The sequence below is a fragment of the Comamonas sp. CMM02 genome, from assembly GCF_014851485.1.
Classification (GTDB): domain Bacteria; phylum Pseudomonadota; class Gammaproteobacteria; order Burkholderiales; family Burkholderiaceae_C; genus Comamonas; species Comamonas avium.
The window spans coordinates 649,970-673,335 of sequence record NZ_JACUZW010000002.1; the positions used below are offsets into that span (position 1 = coordinate 649,970).

The 23,366-nt window shown below is 59.6% G+C and carries 22 protein-coding genes; 8 read left to right on the forward strand and 14 right to left on the reverse strand.

Annotated features, from left to right (window positions below):
• Positions 1-45: 45 nt before the first annotated feature.
• Positions 46-975, reverse strand: a complete 930-nt coding sequence (locus tag IB213_RS08150; RefSeq protein ID WP_192405933.1) for a LysR substrate-binding domain-containing protein — start codon at positions 973-975, stop codon at positions 46-48.
• Between the two features lie 140 nt (positions 976-1,115).
• Here IB213_RS08150 and IB213_RS08155 point away from each other — a divergent pair, with 140 nt between their 5' ends.
• The 4 genes from IB213_RS08155 to IB213_RS08170 all read left to right on the forward strand — a co-directional run bounded on the left by IB213_RS08155 (position 1,116) and on the right by IB213_RS08170 (position 6,277).
• Positions 1,116-2,816: an acyl-CoA dehydrogenase family protein gene (locus IB213_RS08155; protein ID WP_225561021.1), complete on the forward strand. Its 1,701-nt coding sequence runs from the start codon at positions 1,116-1,118 to the stop codon at positions 2,814-2,816.
• Between the two features lie 129 nt (positions 2,817-2,945).
• A complete protein-coding gene (locus tag IB213_RS08160) occupies positions 2,946-3,923 on the forward strand; it encodes a tripartite tricarboxylate transporter substrate binding protein (protein WP_192405935.1) in 978 nt (325 codons plus the stop codon).
• A gap of 155 nt (positions 3,924-4,078) precedes the next feature.
• Entirely contained in the window at positions 4,079-5,080 is a 1,002-nt protein-coding gene (locus tag IB213_RS08165) for a tripartite tricarboxylate transporter substrate binding protein (RefSeq protein ID WP_192405936.1), read from the forward strand.
• Between the two features lie 81 nt (positions 5,081-5,161).
• Positions 5,162-6,277 carry a CaiB/BaiF CoA-transferase family protein gene (locus IB213_RS08170; RefSeq protein WP_192406090.1) on the forward strand — a complete coding sequence of 372 codons (1,116 nt, stop codon included), beginning with the start codon at positions 5,162-5,164 and terminating at the stop codon, positions 6,275-6,277.
• A 111-nt stretch (positions 6,278-6,388) separates the two neighbouring features.
• On the opposite strand, the gene IB213_RS08175 is transcribed toward IB213_RS08170, so the two are convergent.
• The 12 genes from IB213_RS08175 to IB213_RS08230 form a co-directional block, all read right to left on the reverse strand.
• On the reverse strand, positions 6,389-7,495 hold the full coding sequence (locus IB213_RS08175; RefSeq protein WP_192405937.1) for an NADH:flavin oxidoreductase/NADH oxidase: 1,107 nt from the start codon (positions 7,493-7,495) through the stop codon (positions 6,389-6,391).
• A 105-nt stretch (positions 7,496-7,600) separates the two neighbouring features.
• Complete coding sequence (locus tag IB213_RS08180; RefSeq protein ID WP_192405938.1) at positions 7,601-8,470, reverse strand: plasmid replication/partition related protein; 870 nt, start codon at positions 8,468-8,470, stop codon at positions 7,601-7,603.
• 213 nt (positions 8,471-8,683) lie between these two features.
• Positions 8,684-10,060, reverse strand: a complete 1,377-nt coding sequence (yegQ, locus tag IB213_RS08185) for a tRNA 5-hydroxyuridine modification protein YegQ (RefSeq protein ID WP_225561022.1) — start codon at positions 10,058-10,060, stop codon at positions 8,684-8,686.
• Positions 10,061-10,243: 183 nt separating this feature from the next.
• Positions 10,244-11,377 (reverse strand): cell envelope integrity protein TolA, encoded by a 1,134-nt coding sequence (tolA, locus tag IB213_RS08190; RefSeq protein WP_192405939.1) that lies wholly within the window; start codon positions 11,375-11,377, stop codon positions 10,244-10,246.
• Positions 11,378-11,415: 38 nt separating this feature from the next.
• Positions 11,416-11,844 carry a biopolymer transporter ExbD gene (locus tag IB213_RS08195; protein ID WP_191722837.1) on the reverse strand — a complete coding sequence of 143 codons (429 nt, stop codon included), beginning with the start codon at positions 11,842-11,844 and terminating at the stop codon, positions 11,416-11,418.
• A 15-nt stretch (positions 11,845-11,859) separates the two neighbouring features.
• Positions 11,860-12,570: a protein TolQ gene (gene tolQ, locus IB213_RS08200; protein WP_191722836.1), complete on the reverse strand. Its 711-nt coding sequence runs from the start codon at positions 12,568-12,570 to the stop codon at positions 11,860-11,862.
• Positions 12,567-12,980 carry a tol-pal system-associated acyl-CoA thioesterase gene (gene ybgC, locus IB213_RS08205; protein ID WP_191722835.1) on the reverse strand — a complete coding sequence of 138 codons (414 nt, stop codon included), beginning with the start codon at positions 12,978-12,980 and terminating at the stop codon, positions 12,567-12,569. Before ybgC ends, tolQ begins: the two co-directional genes overlap by 4 nt.
• Before the next feature lie 23 nt (positions 12,981-13,003).
• The gene (locus IB213_RS08210) at positions 13,004-14,188 is read right to left on the reverse strand and encodes a pyridoxal phosphate-dependent aminotransferase (RefSeq protein ID WP_191722834.1); all 1,185 of its coding nucleotides are present in this window, start codon (positions 14,186-14,188) and stop codon (positions 13,004-13,006) included.
• A 99-nt stretch (positions 14,189-14,287) separates the two neighbouring features.
• Positions 14,288-14,827, reverse strand: coding sequence for a transcription antitermination factor NusB (gene nusB, locus IB213_RS08215; protein WP_191722833.1), 540 nt, complete (start codon positions 14,825-14,827; stop codon positions 14,288-14,290).
• Positions 14,824-15,294 carry a 6,7-dimethyl-8-ribityllumazine synthase gene (ribH, locus tag IB213_RS08220; protein WP_191722832.1) on the reverse strand — a complete coding sequence of 157 codons (471 nt, stop codon included), beginning with the start codon at positions 15,292-15,294 and terminating at the stop codon, positions 14,824-14,826. Before ribH ends, nusB begins: the two co-directional genes overlap by 4 nt.
• 5 nt (positions 15,295-15,299) lie before the next feature.
• Positions 15,300-16,421 carry a bifunctional 3,4-dihydroxy-2-butanone-4-phosphate synthase/GTP cyclohydrolase II gene (ribBA, locus tag IB213_RS08225; RefSeq protein ID WP_191722831.1) on the reverse strand — a complete coding sequence of 374 codons (1,122 nt, stop codon included), beginning with the start codon at positions 16,419-16,421 and terminating at the stop codon, positions 15,300-15,302.
• A gap of 213 nt (positions 16,422-16,634) precedes the next feature.
• On the reverse strand, positions 16,635-16,931 hold the full coding sequence (locus tag IB213_RS08230; RefSeq protein ID WP_191722830.1) for a 2Fe-2S iron-sulfur cluster-binding protein: 297 nt from the start codon (positions 16,929-16,931) through the stop codon (positions 16,635-16,637).
• Between the two features lie 602 nt (positions 16,932-17,533).
• Here IB213_RS08230 and IB213_RS08235 point away from each other — a divergent pair.
• The 3 genes from IB213_RS08235 (at position 17,534) to IB213_RS08245 (ending at position 21,996) form a co-directional block, all read left to right on the forward strand.
• Positions 17,534-18,454 carry an SDR family NAD(P)-dependent oxidoreductase gene (locus IB213_RS08235; protein ID WP_191722829.1) on the forward strand — a complete coding sequence of 307 codons (921 nt, stop codon included), beginning with the start codon at positions 17,534-17,536 and terminating at the stop codon, positions 18,452-18,454.
• A 179-nt stretch (positions 18,455-18,633) separates the two neighbouring features.
• A complete protein-coding gene (gshA, locus tag IB213_RS08240; RefSeq protein WP_192405940.1) occupies positions 18,634-20,187 on the forward strand; it encodes a glutamate--cysteine ligase in 1,554 nt (517 codons plus the stop codon).
• A 204-nt stretch (positions 20,188-20,391) separates the two neighbouring features.
• On the forward strand, positions 20,392-21,996 hold the full coding sequence (locus IB213_RS08245; protein ID WP_192405941.1) for a methyl-accepting chemotaxis protein: 1,605 nt from the start codon (positions 20,392-20,394) through the stop codon (positions 21,994-21,996).
• A gap of 54 nt (positions 21,997-22,050) precedes the next feature.
• Here the strand turns inward: IB213_RS08245 and IB213_RS08250 are convergent, their stop codons facing one another.
• On the reverse strand, positions 22,051-22,281 hold the full coding sequence (locus tag IB213_RS08250; protein ID WP_192405942.1) for a hypothetical protein: 231 nt from the start codon (positions 22,279-22,281) through the stop codon (positions 22,051-22,053).
• 82 nt (positions 22,282-22,363) lie between these two features.
• On the opposite strand from IB213_RS08250, the gene ylqF reads away from it, so the two are divergent.
• Entirely contained in the window at positions 22,364-23,311 is a 948-nt protein-coding gene (gene ylqF, locus IB213_RS08255; protein WP_192405943.1) for a ribosome biogenesis GTPase YlqF, read from the forward strand.
• Positions 23,312-23,366 lie beyond the last annotated feature (55 nt).

Here is a 23,366-nt window from a genome sequence, read left to right on the forward strand (position 1 = left end):
GCGTGTGCGGCACACAAGAGTATGTAGCGCTACTGGCTGCGCGCATCATGGGATGCGTGCAGCCGGGGCGTCTGCTTGCGTGCGAGTTGCAGACTGTTCAATTTGGTGTTTGAGATGTTCGAGCAGCGCCGTTACCAGTGGATGCTCGAGCCCCGAGCGCCACATGGCCTGCATTTCTGAATGTACTGTGTTGTCGCGCAGGGAGCGAAATACCAGGCCCGGTATGCCTGCGCGCTGCAAGCAGGCCGGCACGATAGAGACGCCTTGCCTGTTGCTCACTAAAGAGAGCACGGACAGCCAGTGGTGCACTTCATGGCGCAGCTCCGGGTCAAAGCCTGCGCGCAGGCACAGGCTGTGAATGCTGCGAAAGTACTCGGGCGAGACCGCACCAGAAAACAGCACCAACCGCTCTTTGGCCAGGCTGGATACGCTCAGTCGTGCTTGCGTTGCCAGAGGGTGCTGTGCGGGCAGGCACGCCATGAATGGCTCGCGCAGCAACATCTGAGTGTGCAGGCCGGCAGGTGCAGCCAGGGTATGCATCAAGCCCAAATCTATTTTCCCCTGCTGCAAGGCGGTGACCTGGGCTGCACTGTTGAGCTCGTGCAGATCCACGCGCACCTGTGGGTGCTGGGCTTGCAGCTGTGCCAGGGCTTCTGGCAAGCCGCGGTACATGCTGGAGCCTACAAAGCCCAGCCGCAGACAGCCGGCCATGCCTTGCGCTACGGCACGCGTGTCCAGCGCAGCGCGTCGGCTGCGGTCCAGAATGTCGCGGGCCTGTACCAGTAAATGCTGGCCTGCAGCAGTCAGCCTCACTTCCTTGCTGCTGCGTTCGAACAGCTGGGCGCTGAGCTGCCCCTCCAGCTGCTTGATGGCGACGCTCAGCGGGGGCTGGGAGATATGCAGGCGCTGTGCAGCGCGGCTGAAGTGCAGTTCTTCAGCGAGCACTACGAAATACTGCAGCAGGCGAAATTCCATCGACGGTCCTTGTGTGGCAAAGAGGTATCTATTCGATTTAGATATTGATCTATACATCAATAATATTCGACTCGAATAGGTTCTGTTTGCATCATTTGACGCATGTCATAACCAGGCAAGCAAGCCTAGATGGAGTGATGATGAATATGCGCCCACCGATGGACGTTCAACGCACCGCTGCTGCTGCGGACCACCCCGTGCCGGATCGCCACGGCAGCAACCTGTACAGCACAGACTTGCAGTTGGAGCCCTTGCTCAGGCTGTATCTGCCCGAGCAGGTGCATGCCCACCTGCAACCCTATCTGCAGCGCATGGGGCACCTGGCTGGTGGCCGGCTCGATGAGCTGGCGCTGATCGCCGATAAAAACCCGCCCACCCTGGAGCACCGAAGCCGCACTGGCCAGGATGCACAGCGCATTCACAAGCACCCGGCGTATGTCGAGATGGAACGCGTGGCCTATGGTGAGTTTGCGCTGGCCACCATGTCGCACCGCAGCGGCGCTCTGGGCTGGGAGGGCAAGTTGCCACCCCTGGCCAAGTACGCGCTGACCTATCTGTTTGTGCAGGCAGAGTTTGGTCTGTGTTGCCCGCTGTCGATGACGGATTCGCTGACCCGCACCTTGCGCAAATTTGGCACGCCAGAGCTGGTGGAGAAATACTGGAGTCAGCTCACGGCCACAGATTTTGAAGACATGGCACAAGGGGCCATGTTCATGACTGAACAGGCTGCGGGCTCTGATATTTCCAACACCCAGACCCTGGCGCGGCCCAATGCAGATGGCAGCTGGAGCCTGACAGGGGATAAGTGGTTTTGCTCCAACCCGGATGCCGCTTTCGCCATGGTGCTGGCACGGGTAGAAGGCGCGCCTGCAGGCATGAAAGGCATCTCTTTGTTCTTGCTGCCGCGCCAGCTGGACGATGGCAGCACCAACCACTACCACATCGTCCGCCTGAAAGAAAAGCTGGGCACACGCTCCATGGCCAGTGGCGAGATTCGCATGGAAGGCGCAGTCGCCTATCTGGTGGGGGAGCAAGGGCGCGGCTTTGTGCAAATGGCCGATATGGTCAACAACTCACGCCTGTCCAATGGTGTGCGCGCTGCTGGCTTGATGCGACGCGCGGTGGCGGAAGCGGAATTCATTGCCCAGGAGCGCCATGCTTTTGGTAAAGCCCTGCAGGACATGCCATTGATGCAGCGCCAGCTGGACAAGCTGCGCATTCGTGCCGAGCAAGCCCGCACCATGGTGCTGCAGACGGCGCAGGCGCTGCAGCGCTCTGACGCGGGCGAAGAGGGCGGCTATGCCTTGCTGCGCATCCTGACGCCCATGATCAAGTTCCGCGCCTGTCGCGATGCCCGCATGGTCACGGGCGATGCCATGGAAGTGCGCGGTGGCTGTGGCTATATCGAAGAGTGGAGCGACCCACGGCTGGTGCGCGATGCGCATTTGGGCAGCATCTGGGAAGGCACCAGCAACATTGTGGCGCTGGATGTCTTGCGGGCCACACGCCGTGAAGGCTCTTTGCCTGTGCTTCAAGCCCATGCGGCGCAGCTGCTGGCGCAAACCCAGGCAGCACCCGCATTCAAGGCCGCGCTAGAGCAAGCCATGAAGCGTGCCTGCGCATTGGTGCAAAGCGCCACCGATGCTGGCGCACAAGGCGAACACCTGGCACGCGCGGCAGCCTCGGCCCTCTACCACTGCTTTACCGCGATTGCCATGGCGTGGGAGGCATCACACACCCAATGTTTGCAGCGCATGCGCTGGGCGCAGTTGGTGCTGCTGCACCGTGTATTGCCACGTGACCCATTGAGTGTGAGCGCCGTGCCTGCCGATTGGGCTTGAGGTGCAACTGTTGCGTGGCACGGGGGGAGATGTCCGTGCCTGCATTGGGCGGTGACTGGCTCAGCCAGCGCCGCTTTCGGCCCCTAAGCCCCGATACAGAGGCAGGGTCTATTTCCTAGGAGACAAACCATGGATAAGCGCATATTTTTGCAAAGCTTGGGAGCACTGGCTGCCACATCGTGGACATCCAGCTGGGCGCAAACCAGTCACTCTGGCTTTCCGCAAAAGCCCATCACCTTGATTCAGCCCTATGCCCCGGGCGGCCCGACCGATCAGCATCTGCGCGTGGTGGCCGAAGAGGCCGGAAAGATTTTGGGGCAGCCCATTGTGCTGGACAGTCGCCCCGGTGCGAATGGCGTAACGGCTGCTGCCGCGCTGACGCGTGCAGCTCCGGATGGCTACACGCTGGGGGTGCTGCCTGCATCGGTCTATCGCGAACCTTATATCAACAAGGTGCCGTTTGACCCGACCAGCAGCTTCAGCTACATCGCCCTGCTTTCAGACTACAGCTTTGGACTGGCTGTGCGGGACGATGCACCGTGGAAAACGTGGGCAGACTTGATGGAAGACGCCAAGAAGCGCCCAGGCGTCCTCAACATTGGTGCAACGGGTGCCATGGGTACTCCCCGGATCGTGATGGAAGAGGCGCTGGCGGCTGCGGGCGTGAAAGCCAACGTGGTCACTTACAAAGGTGATGCGGACGTGACCACCGCAATTTTGGGCGGGCATATCGACGCAGCACCGTTGTCGGGTGTGGCAGTGCCGCATATCGAAGCGAAAAAAATGCGCTATCTGGTCATGCTGACGGCGCAGCGCATTCGGCGCTTTCCGCAATTGCAGACGTTGCAGGAAGCAGGTATTCCGCATTACATCGATTCGCCCTATGGCGTAGCAGGCCCCAAAGGCATGGATGCAGCACGCGTTTTGCAGATCAGCACAGCGTTTCACCAGGCGTTGCTGTCACCAGCGGGCATGCGGGTGCTGCAGCAGCTCAATCAAGAACCCAACTACAAGGCTCCTGCTGACTACCAGGCGTATGCCAATGCAGCGTTTGCCCGCGAGAAAGCGCGCATGGCATGGATGCGAGACAACGGGCTGCTTCAGTAACTGAAGAAAAAAAGCACCAAACGCTGACTGGTTAAGTGTCTGGTGGCCATAAATAAAAAAACTGGTGCATGCCGTTTGCGGCTACATGCACATGCCCGCATGCACAGGCCCGTATGCACAGGCCTGCATGCACCAGTACTGCAAGGAGACACAACATGGCAATACATTTGAAAAAAATATCACGCACGGTAGTGGTCGCAGCTTCGGCTGTGGCTGCGCTGGGTGCCAGCTTTCCGCTGATCGCAGCGGCTGAGCCCTTTCCTTCCAGGCCTGTGACGTTTGTGGTGCCATTCCCGCCGGGCGGTCCCACGGATGCCATGGCGCGCACTCTGGGTGTAGCGTTGACGCAGGCGCTGGGTCAAAGCGTGATTGTGGAAAACCGCGCTGGAGCGGGCGGCAACATCGGGGCTGAGGCGCTGGCGCGTGCCAAACCGGACGGCTACACCATCATGTTTGGAACATCTGGCCCCTTGGCCATCAACAAGAGTCTGTACAGCAAGATTGGCTACGACCCTGTCACAAGCTTTGCGCCGGTGATTCGCGTGGGATATCTGCCCAACGTGCTGGCGGTGCACCCCAGTGTCAAAGCCAATTCCGTGCAAGAGCTGATTGCGCTGGACAAGGCCAAGCCCGGCAGTTTGAACTACGCCTCTTCTGGCAACGGGGCCTCTTCGCATCTGGCCGGGGTGCTGTTTAACCAAAAAGCCCAGACCTCGCTGCAGCACGTGCCCTACAAAGGCACAGGGCCAGCGCTCAATGACTTGCTGGCAGGTCAGGTAGACATGAGCTTTACTGACATCTTGACGGCCATGCCCTATGTGCAAAGTGGCAAGCTCAAGATCATTGGCGTGGCCACTGAAAAGCGCTCTCAGGCGATGCCAGGTGTCCCCACGATTGCCGAGCAAGGCTTGCCCGGCTACGACGTGAGTGTGTTTTTTGGCGTGGTAGCACCAGCGGGCACGCCTGCCCAGCGTATTGCCATCTTGAACCAAGCTTTCCGCAAGGCTTTGGTCAGTGAGAAGGTGCGCACCACCTTCGCCAGCCAGGGCCTGGAGCCCGCACCAGATCTGACTGCCGAAGGGCTGGGGCGTTTTATTCCCGAAGAAGTGGCCAAGTGGAAAGCCGTGGTGCTCGCCTCAGGTGCCGTGCTGGACTGATGTGACAGAGATGGAGATTTTTTGATGAGCAACGCTTGTATGACAGCACCCTCGCCAACAACTTGTGCCGCACCTGCAGGCATGCCAACGGGTGCTTTGCAGGGCCTGAAGGTGCTGGATCTTTCACGCATTCTGGGGGGACCACTGTGCGGACAGATGCTGGGTGACCATGGCGCTGATGTGCTGAAAGTAGAGCCTCCCCAAGGCGACGACACGCGAGCCTGGGGGCCACCGTTTCAGGACGGGGTTTCTTCGTACTACCGTGGACTGAATCGCAACAAGCGCACGCAGTTTCTGGACCTGAGCCAGCCTGAAGGCCAAGCCAGAGTGCTGGCGCTGATGGAGCAGGCCGATGTGGTGGTGGAGAACTTCAAGATCGGTACCCTGGAAAAGTGGGGCATAGGCTGGCAGCAGATGCAGTCGCGCTTTCCACGGTTGATCTGGTGCCGCGTCAGCGGGTTTGGCGCCGATGGACCGTTGGGCGCATGGCCCGGTTATGACGCAGCCATTCAGGCCATGAGCGGCATCATGAGCGTCAATGGTGAAGCTGGGGGAGAGCCCTTGCGGGTAGGGTTGCCAGTGGTGGATATGGTCACAGGAATGAACGCTGTGATTGGTGTGCTGCTGGCGCTGCAAGAGCGCCAGCGCAGCGGTTTGGGGCAATTGGTGGATGCGGCGCTGTACGACAGTGCCATTGCCCTGCTGCACCCCCATGCGCCCAACTGGTTCATGGATGGCAAACCACCGCAGCGCACCGGCAACGCACATCCCAACATCTATCCCTATGACGTGCTGCATACCGGCTCGATCCCCGTGTTTTTTGCAGTGGGCAATGACCGCCAGTTTCAACTGCTGTGCGGGCATATCGGGTGCCAGCATCTGGCTCAGGATGTGCGCTTTGCCAGCGCAGGCCAGCGCTCGGTGCACCGAGACACGCTCAAGCCTTTGCTGGAGGAGTATCTGGCTGCCTTTGACGGTGCGCAACTGGCGACTGATTTGATGGCTCTGGGGGTGCCTGCAGCACCCGTGCAATCGGTCGATGACGCGCTGCAGCACCCGCATACCTTGCACAGAGAAATGGTGGTGCAGATGCCTGGCGGCTACCGGGGGCTGGGCTCCCCAGTCAAACTCAGCCGCACACCGGCGACTTATCGCGTGCCGCCGCTGGCGCGGGGGGATGCATTTTTGCCAGACTGAAGGGCAAGGGCAGCGTTGAAAAGCGCCTGAATGCTGTAAGAAGGCTGCGCGCTGTGGGTGAATCAAAAAAAGGAGTCCTTGGACTCCTTTTTTTTTCATGCGATGCGGCGCTTAAGGGGCGTCAAACAAATCCTTGGCCCCATGCGGCTGGCAGCGCAGGTACTGCGGTGCGGCATGTACACGGGCACCCAGCTGGCGTGCGGCTTCCCACGGCCAGCGTGGGTTGTACAGCATGGCACGGGCTACGCCAATGGCATCGGCGTGGCCCGCATCCAAAATGGCCTGGGCCTGCTGTGCCTGGGTAATCAGGCCCACGGCAATCACAGGCATGCTGCCGCCCAGGCTTTCGCGCAGTGCAGCGGCCAGCGGCACCTGGTAGCCAGGCCCAATCGGTATCTGCTGCGCCGGGTGCAAGGCAGCGCTGGAGACGTGAAGGAATGCACAGCCGCGCTGCGACAGGGCATGCGCCAGCGCCTTGCTTTGCTCCACATCCCAGCCCCCGTCGACCCAGTCCGTGGCCGAGATGCGCGCACCGATCGGAAAACCCTCAGGCACCGCCGCCTGCATGGCGTCAAAAACTTCCAGCGTCAGGCGCATGCGGTTGTCCAGGCTGCCGCCATAGGCATCGGTGCGCAGGTTGGACAGCGGGGAGAGGAACTGATGCAGCAAATAACCATGGGCGGCATGCAGCTCAATGGCATCCAGACCCAGCTGGTGGCTGCGCAGGGCGGCATCAACAAACGCTTGCTTGATGTCTGCAATATCTTGCAGTGTGGCGCTGGCTGGGGCGGGGTCGGTGGGCAGATAGCCCTGGGCGCTGGCACTGATGGTGCGCCATGCGCCGGGATGGTCAGCAGGCATGGCTCCACCGCCTTCCCAGGGCTGCAGGCTGCTGGCCTTGCGGCCTGCGTGGGCCAGCTGAATGCATACCGGCATGGGGCTGTAGCTGCGGATATGGGCCAGCACAGGCTGCAGGGCTGCGGCCTGGGCATCGCCCCACAGGCCCAGATCGTAGGGGCTGATGCGACCGCGCGCCTCGACCGCAGTGGCTTCCAAAATCAGCAGTCCCGCGCCGCACTGGGCCAGGTTGCCGTAGTGCATCTGGTGCCAGCTGGTGGCGCAGCCGTCTTGGGCAGAGTACATGCACATGGGCGGAACGATGATGCGGTTGGTCAGCTCCAGATTGCCCAGGCGAATGGGAGAAAACAGTGCAGGCATGGTGGGGTGTTGAGGGGAAAGCCAGACAAGCGCTCAGCATGGCACAAAAAAAAGGGGCCACCGAGCACGTCGGTGACCCCGCTGCAAGGGCAGCCGTCTGGGCGCTTAGCCCTGCTCGGCCAGCAGCTCCTGCAGCGTCTTGACCTGCATGCGCAGGCGTTCGTTTTCGGCTTCCAGCTCGGTCACGCGCGCTTGCAGCTCCTCGGCAGAAGCCACAGGGGCGGCATCTGCGCTGTCATCTTCTGGCACCACCTTTTCTGCCTTGGGCTTTTTCTTGGCATCGCGCACGCGCTTGGCCCCTTGCTTGAGGCCATCTGCGCCTTCGGCGGCCATGGCTTGCTGCTCTTCGACGGGCAGTGTAGAGACCACGGCAGCCGCGTTCAAAGACAGCTCACCGGCCTTGACCGCAGCCACCACTTCGGGGGCTGCTTTTTGCTGGATGGTTTCAATCATCTTGACCTGGCTGGCCGACAGGCGTGCAGCGCGGGCCAGGGCTTCGCGGGTGTCCAGCGCGTCATCGGGCACCTTGGGGCTGCTGGCCAGAGCCTGGGCTACGGCGGGGTCGACATCGCCTTCCCACGGGGCTTGTGCATTGGCAGATTCGGCCTTGGCGGCGTTCACGGCAGCAGCTGCAGCGGCGCGGCGCTCGGTAATGATTTCGCGCTTGCGCAGGGCCAGTACACCGCGCTGAAAGTCGGACACCGAGCGGCGGCCCAGATGCTGGTCAATCATCCACAGGTGGATGTCTTCCATGTTCTGAAAGCGTTCGTTCTGGATGGTTTTGAACGGCAGGCCATGCTTTTGGCAGATGCCGTAGCGGTTGTGCCCGTCCACCAAAATATTGCCCCACAGCACCAGTGCGTCGCGGCAGCCTTCATCCAAAATGCTGCGCTCCAGGGCTTCATGTTCGTCGGGGGTCAGGGGGTCGATATAGGCCTTGAGTTCAGGCAGAACAACAATCTCTTCGGTGCTCATGAAATTCCAATTTTTGCGGCCCATGGACTGTAGCCCGCTGGACGCGAATGTCAAAGATCCAAGTCAAAAGGCACCCGAAGGTGCCTTGTGTGCAAAGACCATGTGGTGTCTTTAAAAATAAGAGCTGCTAGCGCTTGCTGTCATTGGTTTTCAAATAGAAAACTATCTGAAAGTGTTGTGAATAGAGCGCTGGCAGCTATCAGTTATTTCTTATCAAGCTTCGGTAGGCTGCAGCAGGCGCGAAATCAGAGCGCCTTCCACAGGGCCTTGCACCGGAATGCGTACGCGCACCGGGTTGCCTGATGCCACTTGAACGGCCTGGCCTTCCAGGTTGAACATCTGCTCGAGCTTGACGGTGCGGTTGCCGGTGGGGTGAATGATTTCCAGCGTATCGCCCACCGAGAAGCGGTTCATGGTTTCGACTTCGGCCATGCCGTTTTCGTAGCCGTGCACCTTGCCCACGTAGTGGCTGCGTTGCAGCACCGAGGTGCCGGTCTCGTAGTTCTGGTAGTCGTTGGCGGGGCGGCGCTCCAGCAGGCCGCCGGTGTAACCGCGGTTGGCCAGACCTTCCAGCTCGGTAATGAGGTGGGGGTTGAAGGGGCGGCCAGCCACGGCGTCATCGATGGCGCGGCGGTAGGTTTGCGCGGTACGGGCCACGTAGTACAGGCTCTTGGTGCGGCCTTCAATTTTCAGTGAATCGACACCAATCTTGGCCAGGCGCTCTACGTGCTCAATAGCGCGCAGGTCCTTGGAGTTCATGATGTAGGTGCCGTGCTCATCTTCCATGATGGGCATCATCTCGCCGGGGCGGCCTTTTTCTTCCAGCAGGTAGATGGCATCGGCCTTGGGGTGGCGGTTGCCGTCACCGCAGGTGCTGGTGAACTGGTTGTCTGCGTCGTTTTTGGCGTCTTCGAAGTTGAAGCCCTTTTCCATGGTCTGGCCCAGCGCCTCGCCAGTGTTGGGGTCCACATTGGCGTCGTGCGTCTTGTAGTCCCAGCGGCAGGCGTTGGTGCAGGTGCCCTGGTTGGGGTCGCGGCGGTTGAAGTAGCCCGACAGCAGGCAGCGGCCCGAGTAGGCAATGCACAGCGCGCCGTGCACGAACACTTCCAGCTCCATGTCGGGGCATTCCTGGCGGATCTTTTCGATCTCATCGAGGCTCAGCTCGCGCGAGAGAATGATGCGCTCCACGCCCATCTTCTGCCAGAACTTGACGGTGGCGTAGTTGGTGGTGTTGGCCTGCACGGACAGGTGGATCACCGCCTCGGGCCACTTTTCCTTGACCATCATGATCAGGCCGGGGTCGGCCATGATCAGCGCGTCTGGCTTGAGCTCCATGATGGGCTCGATGTCGCGCAGGTAGGTGCGAATCTTGTCGTTGTGCGCAATGACGTTGGATGTCAGAAAGAATTTCTTGCCACGGGCATGGGCTTCTTGAATGCCTTGGGCAATCTGTTCCATGCGGAACTCGTTGTTGCGCGCGCGCAGCGAGTAGCGCGGCTGGCCAGCGTAGACAGCGTCGGCACCAAAGTCATAGGCGGCGCGCATTTTTTCAAGCGAGCCGGCGGGAAGCAGCAGTTCAGGGGCTTTCATAGGGGGCTTATTTTCCTTGATTGGCGTCAGTTCGTCACGGCCCAGCGGACATGAACCTGCAGGCCATGTGGTGCAACGAGTTTGCTGAAATAAAAATAGCTGCTTACGCTTAATGCATAAGGACTTCAGATACTTTTCTATCTGAAGTCCTTGTGTGGTAAGCGCTAGATGCTATACAAAGTATTAATCCTGTGGACGGAAACCAATCAGCAGCTCTGAAGGCACTTTGCCATTGGTGTCGCGTGGCAGTGTGTCTGTCTTGTGCAGGGCGCGCACCACGGCGTCATCCCAGGCTTTGTTGCCGCTGGACTGCACCAGCTGCACGCCAGTGATGGTGCCATCGGGGGCTGCGCGCACGCGCACTTCAGCGCGCGGGTTGCCGCTGACCATGTCAGGGTAGACGATGTTGGGCTTGACCTTGGCCGCCACCTTGGCTCCGTAGCCCGCAGAGTGCCCGGCGGTACCGCCGCCTGTGCCCTTGCCACCGTTGGGGCCGCTGCTCTTTTCAGCAGAGCCCGTGCCCCCAGAGCCTGCCAGACCGGCCATGGCTTTGAGGTTTTCCTGGCGCATCCGCTCCAGCTCCTTGGCGGCCTTGGCATCTTTGGCGGCTTGTTCTTTCTTGCGCTTGTCGTCAGCAGCTTTCTTTTCCGCTTCTTGCTTGGCTTTTTCGGCCTTCTCGGCCTTTTCTTTCTCTGCCTTGTCTTTGGCGGCTTTGTCTTTCTCGGCTTTTTCGCGCTTGTCTTTTTCCTGGCGGTCTTTTTTCTCTTGCTCGGCCTTGTCGCGCTTTTGCTGTTCCAGCTTGTCGCGTCTGTCTTGCTCGATCTTGTCCTTGCGTGCCTGATCCGCCTTGTCTTTTTCAAGTTTGGCTTTTTCAGCTTTTTCGCGTTCGGCCTTGTCCTTGGCCTTTTGTGCCTCTAGCTCTCGCTGCTTTTGCTCAGCTTCGTGCTTTTTGCGTTCCTGCAAGGCAATGTCTGCATCACGCTGCGCCTGCAGCTCTTGCTGCGTGGGCTGGGGGGGCGCTGGAGGTGGTGCAGGGGGCTGAGGAATGGGTTCTGGCTCAGGCTCGGGCGGCGGTGCAGGCGTAGGTTGCGGCACAGGCGGCGGCGGAGCCACAGATGCCAGGGGAGCTGCCTGCACAAAGGTGTCTGACCACAGCTCGGCCTCGACGGCGGCTTGCTCAGTCGATGCGGGGGGGCTGACTTTCCACATGAATGCGCCCACCAAAACGGCATGTGCCAGCAATGCCAGCACCCAGTTGCGCAGACGCTTGGGCTGGCGGGGTGGGGCAAAGGGGTCGTGGTCTAGGCGAGAGGACATGGAAACAATCAGGCGCTCGAATCAGAGGATAAAAAGGTTTATTTGGCGGCGGACTTCACGCCCAGAGCCACGCGCACTTCAGCCGCTTGCAGCTCGGCCATGGCTTGCACCACGACTTCGTAGGGCAGTGATTTGTCAGCAAGAATCTGCACCGCAGCCTGCTCGGGGTTGGCATCTTTCCACGAGCGGGCCAGACCCTGCAATTCGCCCAGGGCCACTTGCTGTGAGTTGTTGCCGGCCTTGAAGGTATGGGTGCCATCTTTGTCCAGCAGCACGTAGGCAATGCTCTTGGACGGCGGTTTGGAGGACTTGCCTGCCGTGGGCACATCAATATTGCCGGGCGTGAGCATGGGGGCTGTCACCATGAAGATGATGAGCAGCACCAGCATCACGTCGATGAAGGGCACCATATTGATTTCATTGACGGTGCGGCGACCACCGCGACCTCGGGAGCTGACTGCGGGCATGGTGTGCTCCTGCGCTCAATAGCCTGAGGCCGTGGTGCTGGCCGAAGGGCTGCTGACGTTGCGCTGCAAGATGTTGGTGAACTCTTCCATGAAGGTCTCTTGCCCGTTGGCAATGCGGTCAATGCTGTTGGCGTAGCGGTTGTAAGCGGTGACCGCTGGAATCGCTGCAAACAGGCCCATGGCGGTGGCCACCAGTGCCTCGGCAATGCCGGGGGCCACCGTGGCCAGCGTGATCTGCTCCATGTTGGCAAAGCCGGTGAAAGCGTGCATCACGCCCCACACCGTACCGAACAAGCCCACATAAGGCGAGACAGAGCCGACGGTGCCCAGAAAAGACAGGCCGGACTCGACCTCGTCCATCTCGCGCTGAAAGCTGGCGCGCATGGCGCGGCGTGTGCCGTCCATCAGGGTGCCGCTGTCGTTGATGCGGCGTTCGCGCAGTTTTTTGTACTCGCGCATGCCGCTGGCAAAAATGCGCTCCATCGGACCGCCGAGCTTGGCGTTCTGTGTGGCGCTGTTGTACAGGTCATTGAGGCTTTGTCCCGACCAGAAATCTTGCTCAAAGGATTCATTGAGCTGGCGCACCTGCTTGAGGGCCTGAGACTTGCGGAAAATGGTGGCCCAGCTTGCGACCGAGGCAACGACCAAAATCAGCATGACCAGTTGTACCACCCAGCTGGCCTGCAAGATGAGGCTGAAGATGGACATGTCTTGGGCTGCGTTCATGAGAGTTTTTCCACAATGGAGTTCGGAATTCGGGCAGGGCGCATGGTGGTCGAATCGACCCAGCCAACGCGAATACTGCCTTCACATAACAGTTGCGGTGCCTCGTTGGATGACACCGGCTTCAAAAAAGCCTGCTGGGCAATGGTGATGGAGGCTCGGCCTGCTGATTGCAGCACAGCTGTCACTTCGATCACGTCATCCAGACGCGCAGGTTGCAGGTAATTGAGCTGCGCCTGTGTCACCACAAATATGCCGCCGGCTTCGTCGCGCAGCTTTTGCTGCTCTACGCCCAGATTGCGCAGCCACTCTGTGCGCGCACGCTCAAAGAATTTGAGGTAGTTGGCGTAGAAGACGATGCCGCCAGCATCGGTGTCTTCCCAGTACACGCGAATGGGAAAGGAGAAAACCATAAAAGTTCCCTTCGTTGTCGGGGTCAGGCAAACAGCTTGCGCATGCGGCGCACGGCCTCTTGCAGCTGCTGCATGGAGTTGGCGGTGGAAAAACGCACGTAACGGGCGGTGTCAGCGGTGCCAAAGTCGCGCCCGGGGGTAATGGCCAGGTGGGCTTTGTCCATCAGCGCGTAGGCAAAGTCCCAGCTATTGTCTACGCCTAACTTTTTGCACAGTGCGGTGCAGTCGGCCCAGGCGTAAAAAGCGCCGTCAGGCATGACATCAATGCCAAAGCCCAGTTCACGCAAGGCGGGCAAGAAATAGTCGCGCCGGGCTTTGAATTGGGCACGGCGCTCTTCAAAGATGGCCATGCTCTGGGGGGTAAAGCAGGCCAGCGCAGCGTGCTGCGAGATGGTGGAGGCGCAGATGAACAGGTTTTGCGCCATGCGCTCGATCACAGGCACCATGGCATCGGGGACAACCATCCAGCCCAGGCGCCAGCCCGTCATGTTGAAATACTTGCTGAAGCTGTTGATGGAGATGATGTCATCGCTGATGGCCAGCGCACTGTGACCAAAGGCCTCCTCGTAGGACAGGCCCAGATAAATTTCATCCACGATGGTGACACCGCCCTTGGCCTGAACCACTTCGTGAATGCGGCGCAACTCCTGCGGCTCAATCGAGGTGCCCGTGGGGTTGGAGGGCGATGCCAGCAGCACGCCACGGGTTTTGTCACCCCAATGTGCAGCAACCTGTGCAGCGCTCAGCTGGTAGCGCTCGGCAGCGCCGGTGGGAATCAGCTTGGCCACACCTTCTGCGGCGCTCACAAAGTGGCGGTTGCAGGGGTAGCTGGGATCGGGCATGAGGATTTCATCTCCCGCATCGATCAATGCCAGGCATGCCAGTTGCAGAGCTGCCGATGCACCCGCCGTAATCACGATGCGCCGGGCGGGCACGGTGATGCCAAAGCGGCTGAGGTACCAGGCGCTGATGGCTTCACGCAAAGGCTCCAGACCCAGGGCGTTGGTGTACTGGGTTTGCCCGCTGGCAATGCTGTGCTGGGCAGCTGCTTGCACCTGCGCCGGTGCCGTGAAGTCGGGCTCGCCAATGTTCAGGAAGATCATGGGCTCAGGGCCGCTGGCGACTTCTTTGGCCAGTTGCTGGGCCGCTTTGGCCACTTCCATCACGTAAAAGGGGGTGATCTTTTCGGCGCGCGTAGAAAACTGCATGGGCAAGCAAAGCGCAAAGCGCTGTGAAAGATGGAAAACAAAACAGAGCCATGAAAAAAGGCAGCGGCCCGTTGGGCGCTGCCTGATTGTGTGGCTGGCTTAGGCCTTTTTGCCAGCCTTGTCTGCGTTGACCTCGTCGGCACGCAACTCTGGTGCCAGTGCATTCATGATGCCGTTGACGTATTTGTGACCGTCAGTGCCGCCAAACTCTTTGGCCAGCTCAATCACTTCGTTGAGAACAACGCGCCATGGCACGTCCATGCAGTGCATCAGCTCGTAAGCGCCAATCCACAGGCATGCATGCTCAATGGGCGAGAGCTCTTCGATCTTGCGATCGAGCTTGGGTGCGATCAATGCGTTCAGATCAGCTTCCATTTCAATGCAGCCATGCAGCAGTGCATCGTAGTGCGCCGCATCGCTCTTGTGAAAGCCTGCCAGATCACGCGTGAACATGTCGATCGAGGTGGCGCTGTTGCGGCCAACCAGGTGCTGGTAAAGCGCTTGCAGTGCAAACTCGCGCGAGCGGCTGCGTGCAGATTTGGACGATGCCTTGCGTACGCCGGTGCTGGTCAGCCCCTTGCGAGGCTGGCGGGGCGTGGGGCTGTTGTCAGCGGATGTGGGTGCGTGTTCGTCGCTCATGCTTGTTTCAGTGTGCGGAGCAAGCAGGCCATTTCCACAGCCACACGTGCGGCATCCAGACCCTTTTCGGTCTGGCGGGCAATGGCTTGCTCCAGGTTTTCGGTGGTAATGATTGCGTTGGCAATCGGCAGCTTGTAGTCCAGGCTCAGGCGTGTGACGCCTGCGCCCGATTCGTTGGCCACCAGTTCAAAGTGGTATGTCTCCCCACGAATGATGCAGCCCAGTGCAATCAGTGCATCGTAGCCGCCGCGCTCTGCCATGGCTTGTAGGGCCACAGGCACTTCCAGTGCACCGGCAACCATGACATGGTGGATGGCATCGGGCTGTACGCCCGTGGCCAGCAGCTCTTTGCGGCATGCATCGGCCAGGGCATTGGTGATGCCTTCATTCCAGCGGGCCTGAACAATGCCAATGCGCAGTGTCTGGCCGTTGAGTGGTTGTGTTGCGCCTTTTTCAGCGTGCAGCATGTGTGTTATTCCTTGGTGATGTAGCCAGTAATTTCCAGTCCATAGCCGGCCATGCTGGGCATGCGGCGGGGCTGGCCCAGCAGTTTCATTTTGTGAACACCGCATTCACGCAGAATCTGTGCGCCAATGCCGTAGGAGCGCAGGTCCATGCGGCCGCGCTCGGGTGCCTGGGCAGAGCGGGCGCTGCCTTCAAATTGCGCCAGCAATTGCCCGGCGCTTTCACCGCAGTTGAGCAGCACGGCAACGCCTTGTCCTTGGGCATTCAGGTATTGAAGGCTGGTGTCCAGACCCCATGAGTGCATGGATCGGTTGACTTCCAGCGCATCCAGCACTGACAGCGGTTCATGCACGCGCACGGCCACTTCATCGGTCTGGCTCCAGCTGCCTTTGACCAGGGCCATGTGCACAGACTGACTGGGCTTGTCCTGGAAAAGGTGGGCAGTGAACTCGCCCCAGTTGGTGTGCATCTGACGCGTGCCGACCTTTTGCAGCAGCGACTCGGTGCGGCTGCGGTACTGGATCAGATCAGCAATGGTGCCGATCTTCAGCCCGTGCTCTGCAGCAAACAGCTGCAGATCAGGCAGGCGGGCCATGGTGCCATCGTCCTTCATGACTTCACAGATCACGGAGGAGGGGGAGCAGCCGGCCATGGCGGCCAGGTCGCAGCCGGCTTCGGTGTGCCCGGCGCGCATCAGCACGCCACCGTCTACGGCTTGCAGCGGGAAAATATGGCCAGGCTGCACCAGGTCGGTGGGCTGGGCGTTCTGGGCCACCGCGGCCTGCACGGTGCGTGCGCGGTCAGCGGCAGAAATGCCCGTAGTCACGCCTTCAGCGGCCTCAATGGAAACGGTGAACGCTGTGCTGTACACCGTGCCATTGCGGGCGGCCATGGGAGGCAGTTTCAGGTATTCGCAGCGTTCGCGGGTCAGCGTCAGGCAGATCAGGCCACGGCCAAATTTGGCCATGAAATTGATGGCTTCAGGTGTGACGTGGTCAGAGGCCAGGACCAGATCGCCTTCGTTTTCACGGTCCTCTTCATCAACCAAAATGACCATGCGACCAGCGCGCATGTCTGCAACGATGTCTTCCACCGGCGAAATCTGCACGGGGATGAGTGGTGAGTTCATGGAGTCTTGTTCCTTGGATGACCTGTCGGGTTGCCGGCAGCACGCCTTTGTGTGGGCACCCGCCCAGCATGCCTATGGGGGCATGCTTTCCAAAGAACATTGCGCGCGGTCTTCGCCGCTGGTAGGCCGGCGCCGGATGGTGCGCGGTCCTGTCGAAAGTCGGTATTTTAGTGCTTTGTAGCGCTCTTGGCATGCAAGGGGCGCGACTGGGCTCTAGTTCTCGGGGTCTTGCAGGCAGACATCCCCGTTGGGGTAGGCCACGCAAGGCAGTACACAGCCCTCGGCTTTTTCTTGCGCCGTCAGCCCGGGCCACTCTATTTTGTAATGCACGCTGCCGGTTGTGAGTGTTCCCAGGCAGGTTCTGCAAGTGCCATTGCGGCATGAGCTGGGCCAGTTCAGGCCGCCCATTTCCATGGAGTCCAGCAAGGTCTGGTCTGCCCAGGCATCGCACTGCTGTCCGCTGGGTTCGAGCTTGGCGGTAAAAAGTTCAGGGGTAAGAGGGTGGTTCATGGGGTTATCCCGAGGGTGGGATGGCTGAATGGTCAACCGCCAATTGTCGCTGCGCAAGCTGCCTGTGGCAGTTAAGTGAATGTGCTTAAAAAATAAGCAGCGCACTTGTGTGCTTTGTAGATCAAGCACTTGTGCGGGGGTGGCGGGTTTTGTCCGGGCTTATCCACATAGTTGTTCAGTCAATTTGGGGGCAACTGGCGGTTTAGAAGATGCACCAACTTGGATAAATGACGTTTTTTATGGAAGGTATCCACTGTCTATTTTTTACTCAGTGTGATTTATTTTGATTTAAAACAATGAGTTAAGTGTGTTGTCTGGTGCTTTGAGATTGGTTATCCACAGGATTGTTCAGGATTTTCGGGTGAAAGTACATGTGTGACCTGGGTGTGTGATTAAAAAACAGGCAGTTGGTGGAGGCTTTTGTAAAACAAGGGCTTAGCGCAGTTGTCGACAAGCCTTCTTGGCTTGTCCACATGCTTGTGCCGTTTATCCGTGGATAAGCCGTTGGTCGTTGAGTCACTTGGGTGAAATGGGGGATGAACGAGCATGCTTAAAGTGGCTGGCTATCACGTAATGAATCACAGCAAAGAGGAGAGATATCCATGCAGGCATTGACGTTTGAGGGGCAGGTTGCGATTGTGACGGGGGCAGGCGGTGGCTTGGGGCGTGAGCACGCACTGGCACTGGCGCAACGCGGGGCCAAGGTACTGGTCAATGATCTGGGGGGCAGTCTGGACGGGCTGGGTGGGTCCGTTTCAGCGGCGCAAGCGGTTGTCAACGAAATCAAGGCGCTGGGCGGTGAGGCCATCGCCAACGGTGCATCGGTCACCGACTTTGCGGGGGTGCAGGCCATGGTGCAGCAGGCCATGGATGCATGGGGGCGTATCGATATTTTGGTGAACAACGCGGGCATCTTGCGCGACAAGAGTTTTGCCAAGATGGAGATGGACGACTTTCGCCTGGTGGTGGAAGTGCACCTCATGGGGGCTGCCAATTGCTGCAAAGCGGTGTGGCCTCACATGCAGGCACAAAACTATGGCCGTATTGTGATGACCACCTCGTCGTCTGGCCTGTATGGCAATTTCGGGCAAAGCAATTACGGCGCGGCCAAGATGGCGCAGGTGGGCCTGATGCAAACCTTGTCGATTGAAGGCGCCAAGCACAACATCCATGTGAACGCTCTGGCTCCCACGGCGGCCACGCGCATGACCGAAGGCTTGATGCCTGAAGCCGTGCTGGCAGCGCTCAAGCCTGCAGCAGTGGTGCCAGCCATGCTGGTGCTGGCCCATGCTTCAGCGCCCACCCGTACCATCTTGTGTGCGGGTGCCGGTGGGTTTGAAGCGGCGCATATCACACTGACGCAAGGCGTGTATGTGGGCACCGGTGCTGACGCGGCAGAACAACTGGCCGAGCAGCTGGGTGCAGTGCTGGACCGCTCCAATGAAAAGGTGCCCCAAAGCGGGTCAGCGCAGGGCCAGCTTGAGGTGGGCAAGGCGATGGCGGCGCGATCAGTCACTGTCTGATAGGCAGCGGCGTGTAGCTGTTAGAAAGTCAGTGCGCAATCACCTTCCTCAGGTTTCCCGGGCCTGAAATGGTTATGTCGCCACACAACGTCAAGGCCGCAGGCATGTCTCTATCATCTTTGCTCGCAGGGGTGGCATGCTAAGGTCGACCCCGTTTTTGACCGTTACACCCGACAAGAATGAAACCAACGCACAAACCGTTTGCCCTGCCCGCTGCCGAGCGCCTTGCCGGCATTCGCCGCGGTATTGAAAAAGAAGGTTTGCGCGTATTGCCCTCGGGTCATTTGGCGCTGACCCCGCACCCAGCTGCTTTGGGCTCGGCGCTGACACACCCCCACATCACCACCGATTACAGCGAGTCGCAGCTGGAGCTGATTACCGGTGCCCGCAAGGGCGTGCAAGAGTGTCTGCAGGAGCTGCAGCAGGTGCACCAGTACACCTTGCGCAGCATGGCGCTGGTGGGTGACGAGACGATGTGGGCATCCAGCATGCCGTGCTATTTGCCCACTGACGAGACCATTCCGCTGGGCCGTTATGGCTCGTCGCATTCCGGCCGCTCCAAAAGCGTGTATCGCATGGGGCTGGGTCACCGGTATGGCCGTCGCATGCAGACCATCTCGGGCATTCACTACAACTGGTCGCTGCCAGGCGTGAGCAGCGAAGAGTACTTTGCGCTGATTCGCAATTTCCGCCGCAACGCTTTTGTGCTGCTGTACCTGTTTGGCGCATCGCCTGCACTTAGTCCCTGCTTTGTCGAAGGACGTGACCACCAGTTGCAGCCGCTGGGCGATGCCAAAAAAGCGCTGTATCTGCCTTATGCCACGTCGCTGCGCATGGGGCGTCTGGGCTACCAAAGTGATGCGCAGTCGTCCATCAACGTCAGCTACAACGGCCTGGAAGGCTACGCCAACTCTCTGCACAAGGCGCTGACGCAGCCTTACCCAGCTTACGAGCAACTGGGCATTCGCAACCCCGGTGGTGACTACAACCAGCTGGGCACCAGCTTGCTGCAGATAGAAAACGAGTTCTACGGCACCATTCGCCCCAAGCGCACTACGCAGCGGGGCGAGCGACCACTGCACGCGCTGCGTGAGCGAGGCGTGGAATATGTGGAAGTGCGCTTGATGGATCTGGATCCGTTCGAGCCCGTGGGCATCAATGCCAGCACCATGCGCATGCTGGATGTGTTTTTGCTGCACTGCTTGCTCAGCGACAGCCCACCCGATTCGCCCGAAGAAATTGAGCAGCTCAAACACAACCAGCACATGGTGGCCGAGCGTGGCCGCGAGCCGGGGCTGCAGTTGCAGCGCGGCGCGCAATCGGTGTCGCTGGTGGACTGGGCCAGCGATGTACTGACCCAGTGCGCTCCGCTGGCTGCGGCGCTGGATGCGACGCACCAGACAAGCAGCTACAGCGAAGCTCTGGCCCAGGCCCAGGCGCTGGTGGCTCAGCCGCACAACACGCCCTCGGCACGGGTGCTTGAGCAAATGCACCGCCTGCATGGCAACAGCTTTGAGCAGTTTGGCCTGATGCAGTCCATGTGGGCGCGCGAGAGCGTGCTGAGCCTGCCTTGGACCGAGCAGCAGCAAGCGCACTTCGAGCACATGGCGCACGCCTCGGTGCAAGCGCAAAAAGACATTGAAGCTGCAGATACGGGTACGTTTGAAGAATGGCGCCAGCGCTATATGGACCCCGCAGTTTTGGGCTGCTGCATTCAGGTTTATAAAAAATAAGAGCTTTAAGCGCTTGCCACAGCTTGTTTTTAGATAGTTAATTATCTGAAAGCTAGCTTTGGTAAGCGATAGGTGCTCTATTTCTTGAAAAGCGTTCGCCTTAATGGAATGTCACAGTGTTGACATTTTGTAACGCTAAATTGGCAAGCAATCTGTCTGGAGATGTTTGCCACTATGTCGCTTGCTGCCCCTTCTCTTGTTTCTGTGTCTGTGGTTGACGCCATGGACGCAGGCGAGTTATCGCAACCTACGGCCCAGCGTGGCTTGCTGCGCAACTGGCCTGTAGCAACCAAGATTGCCGTAGTGTTTGGCGGGCTGCTGCTGTGTGGCGTGCTGGTGGCAGGGGCTTTGATTGCCTATCTGCAAAAAGTCGAACACAACGCTGCCACCAGTTTGCAGGTGCAAGATGAAGGCATTGCACACGCCCAGCAGTGGCAGGCGCTCACTGAAAAAGGGGTGGAGACGGCCCTGGCCAGCGTGCTTTCTTCTGAAGAGGACGTGATCAGCGCCTTTGCCGCGAAAGCCAAGAGCTATCTGACTCAGGCGCGGGTGCTGTCGCAGTCCATGGACCTGACGGGTGCTTTGGGCGAGCAACTGCACGCACAAGCGGCTGCTTTGGATAAAAGTTACGAAGAAACGTTTCGCGCCCGTGATCTGGGTATGTCGTGGGAGGCGGAACGCCTGGTGAAAGAGGGCATGCAGCCTGCTGCCCAGGCTTACCTGCTGACTCAGACCGAATGGCTGCAGCAGTTGCAGCAAATGCGACAGGGCGCGCAGGCCACTGCCGCCCAAGTGCGTCAGCAGGCCCAGTTGTGGGCTTTGCTGGTGTATGCCGTGTTGCTGGTGGTGGGTGTATGGATTTCTGTCGCCATCACGCGCTCTATCACCCAGCCATTGGCGCAGGCGGTGGAGCTGGCGCAGGCCATTGCGCAGGGTGACCTGACGGAGCAGGCCGCAGACAGCCGTAAAGACGAAATGGGCAGCTTGCTGCGCGCCTTTGACCGGATGTGCGCGCAGTTGAACGGGGTTGTGGCGCAGGTGCGCAGCGGTGTGGGGCATGTCACGCAAACCGCCAGCTATCTGGCGCAAGGCAACTCAGAGCTTGCCCAGCGTACCCAGTACACCGATGCCCAGTTGCAGCTGGCTGTGACGGGGATTGAGCAAATCAGCCAGCAACTGGCCGATTCGGTGGCCAATGCGGGCAAGGCCCATCAGCTGTCAGCATCGGCGGCGCAGTCAGCCAGTGACGGGGGGGCGGTGGTGCAGATGGTGGTGAGCAGCATGGACAGTTTGCGGGCCCAAAGCACGGAGATTGCCGCCATCACGGGAGTGATCGATGGCATTGCCTTTCAGACCAATATTCTGGCGCTCAACGCTGCCGTAGAAGCTGCACGCGCTGGTGAGCAAGGACGCGGTTTTGCCGTGGTGGCGGCCGAGGTGCGGGCTCTGGCGCTGCGCAGCGCCGAGGCGGCGCGCCAGATCAAGACTTTGATTACCAGCTCACTGGAGCAAATGGAATCGGGGGCAGGACTGGCACAAGATGCAGGCCAGCGCATGCACCGCATCGTGCAGGATGTGCAGGATGTCAGCAGCTTGGTGGGCAGCATTACCCACAAGGCCCAGGAACAAAGCCAGGGCATGGCGCAACTGCATCAGACCATGGTGGCGCTGGACGGTATGACCCAGGACAACGCACGCCTGGTGCAGGCCAGCAGTCAGTCGGCAGCCAGCTTGCATGCACAGGCGGGGCATTTGGCCGAGCAGGTGGCCGTTTTCAAGCTACAGAACAAGCAAGCATTGATAGCTTGAAACGCCTGTTGATCAATGCGGCAAAGCCGCTTTTTTTCGAGTTTTTGAGGGGTGTTATTTTTGCTTGTGGCGGCGCAGTGCGTATTGCCCCATGAATGCAGCACCCAGCACCAAGGCAAACCATGCCGGTATCTGTGCGTGCACGAACAGCTCGCGCACAGAGCTGCTGGACATGAAGTGGGGGGCAATGATCAGGACAAGGCCAATCAGCACCAAGATCACGCCACGCACCAGCATGTCATTGTTCAAAGGAGAGCGGGAAGGTTTGGAGTGTTGCGAGGGCATGGGCGGACCGTTGTGACGAGATAACAGCTTGCGATTATCCTTGCTGCCCCACACACCTACTGCAAAACAAGAAAGCAAACTCATGGCAATCCAATGGTTTCCCGGTCACATGCATCTCACGCGCAAGCTCATCGAAGAGCGCGTCAAAGACATTGACGTGGTCATTGAGGTGCTGGATGCGCGCATTCCGGGTTCCAGCTTTAACCCGCTGCTGCAGGAGCTGACGGGCCACAAGCCGCGCATGAAATTGCTCAACAAGCAGGATGTGGCAGACCCCGTACAGACGCAGGCATGGCTGGATTGGTACAACGCCCAGCCCGATACCCTGGCCATTGCCATGGATGCAGAAGAGGTGGCACCAGCGCGCCGCCTGGTGGACACCTGCCGCCAGCTGGCACCCAACCGCGGGGGGATGGCCAAGCCCATGCGAGTGCTGATCTGTGGCGTGCCCAACGTGGGTAAATCAACGCTGATCAACACCATGAGTGGCAAGAAACAGGCCAAAGCTGCCGATGAGGCAGGTGTGACCAAGGACGAGCAGCGCATTGTTCTGGACCACGACTTTTATCTCTGGGACACGCCGGGCATGCTGTGGCCCCGCATTTCCATTGAACAAAGTGGTTTTAATCTGGCAGCTTCTGGATCTGTGGGACGCAATGCCTACGACGAAGAGCTGGTGGCACTGGAGTTGCTGCTTATTTTGCAAAGACGTTATCCCCAAAATCTGGAAGACCGTTTCAAGCTGGGTCTGGGCGCTGAGAAAATACAGGCCATGCACGATGACGAGCTGCTGGAAGCCATCGGACGCAAGCGCGGCTGTGTGATGAGCGGTGGACGCGTCAACACGCAAAAAGCGGCTGAAATTGTGATTACCGACTACCGCACCCACATTCTGGGACGTATCACGCTGGAGACGCCCCAAGAGTTTGAGCAGTGGGCCGCCGTGGCCGTGATTGCTGATGCCGAGCGCCAGGCCAAAAAGGATGCATTGGCCCTGACACGTAAAACAGGCCGCAAGCTGCGCAAATAACGCGCAATCCACCTACACAGAGGTGGCGGGGCGGGGTGAATGCTTTAGCACGACT

What these genes read in the sequence shown, in the direction of transcription:
- IB213_RS08150 (WP_192405933.1), bottom strand. Translation starts at nt 975, where the DNA reads ATGGAATTTCGCCTGCTGCAGTATTTCGTAGTGCTCGCTGAAGAACTG.
- ylqF (WP_192405943.1), top strand. Translation starts at nt 22,364, where the DNA reads ATGGCAATCCAATGGTTTCCCGGTCACATGCATCTCACGCGCAAGCTC.
- IB213_RS08250 (WP_192405942.1), bottom strand. Translation starts at nt 22,281, where the DNA reads ATGCCCTCGCAACACTCCAAACCTTCCCGCTCTCCTTTGAACAATGAC.
- IB213_RS08165 (WP_192405936.1), top strand. Translation starts at nt 4,079, where the DNA reads ATGGCAATACATTTGAAAAAAATATCACGCACGGTAGTGGTCGCAGCT.
- IB213_RS08230 (WP_191722830.1), bottom strand. Translation starts at nt 16,931, where the DNA reads ATGAACCACCCTCTTACCCCTGAACTTTTTACCGCCAAGCTCGAACCC.
- IB213_RS08180 (WP_192405938.1), bottom strand. Translation starts at nt 8,470, where the DNA reads ATGAGCACCGAAGAGATTGTTGTTCTGCCTGAACTCAAGGCCTATATC.
- IB213_RS08195 (WP_191722837.1), bottom strand. Translation starts at nt 11,844, where the DNA reads ATGCCCGCAGTCAGCTCCCGAGGTCGCGGTGGTCGCCGCACCGTCAAT.
- ybgC (WP_191722835.1), bottom strand. Translation starts at nt 12,980, where the DNA reads ATGGTTTTCTCCTTTCCCATTCGCGTGTACTGGGAAGACACCGATGCT.
- IB213_RS08155 (WP_225561021.1), top strand. Translation starts at nt 1,116, where the DNA reads ATGAATATGCGCCCACCGATGGACGTTCAACGCACCGCTGCTGCTGCG.
- nusB (WP_191722833.1), bottom strand. Translation starts at nt 14,827, where the DNA reads ATGAGCGACGAACACGCACCCACATCCGCTGACAACAGCCCCACGCCC.
- tolA (WP_192405939.1), bottom strand. Translation starts at nt 11,377, where the DNA reads ATGTCCTCTCGCCTAGACCACGACCCCTTTGCCCCACCCCGCCAGCCC.
- gshA (WP_192405940.1), top strand. Translation starts at nt 18,634, where the DNA reads ATGAAACCAACGCACAAACCGTTTGCCCTGCCCGCTGCCGAGCGCCTT.
- IB213_RS08170 (WP_192406090.1), top strand. Translation starts at nt 5,162, where the DNA reads ATGCCAACGGGTGCTTTGCAGGGCCTGAAGGTGCTGGATCTTTCACGC.
- IB213_RS08210 (WP_191722834.1), bottom strand. Translation starts at nt 14,188, where the DNA reads ATGCAGTTTTCTACGCGCGCCGAAAAGATCACCCCCTTTTACGTGATG.
- tolQ (WP_191722836.1), bottom strand. Translation starts at nt 12,570, where the DNA reads ATGAACGCAGCCCAAGACATGTCCATCTTCAGCCTCATCTTGCAGGCC.
- IB213_RS08175 (WP_192405937.1), bottom strand. Translation starts at nt 7,495, where the DNA reads ATGCCTGCACTGTTTTCTCCCATTCGCCTGGGCAATCTGGAGCTGACC.
- IB213_RS08235 (WP_191722829.1), top strand. Translation starts at nt 17,534, where the DNA reads ATGCAGGCATTGACGTTTGAGGGGCAGGTTGCGATTGTGACGGGGGCA.
- ribH (WP_191722832.1), bottom strand. Translation starts at nt 15,294, where the DNA reads ATGCTGCACGCTGAAAAAGGCGCAACACAACCACTCAACGGCCAGACA.
- yegQ (WP_225561022.1), bottom strand. Translation starts at nt 10,060, where the DNA reads ATGAAAGCCCCTGAACTGCTGCTTCCCGCCGGCTCGCTTGAAAAAATG.
- ribBA (WP_191722831.1), bottom strand. Translation starts at nt 16,421, where the DNA reads ATGAACTCACCACTCATCCCCGTGCAGATTTCGCCGGTGGAAGACATC.
- IB213_RS08160 (WP_192405935.1), top strand. Translation starts at nt 2,946, where the DNA reads ATGGATAAGCGCATATTTTTGCAAAGCTTGGGAGCACTGGCTGCCACA.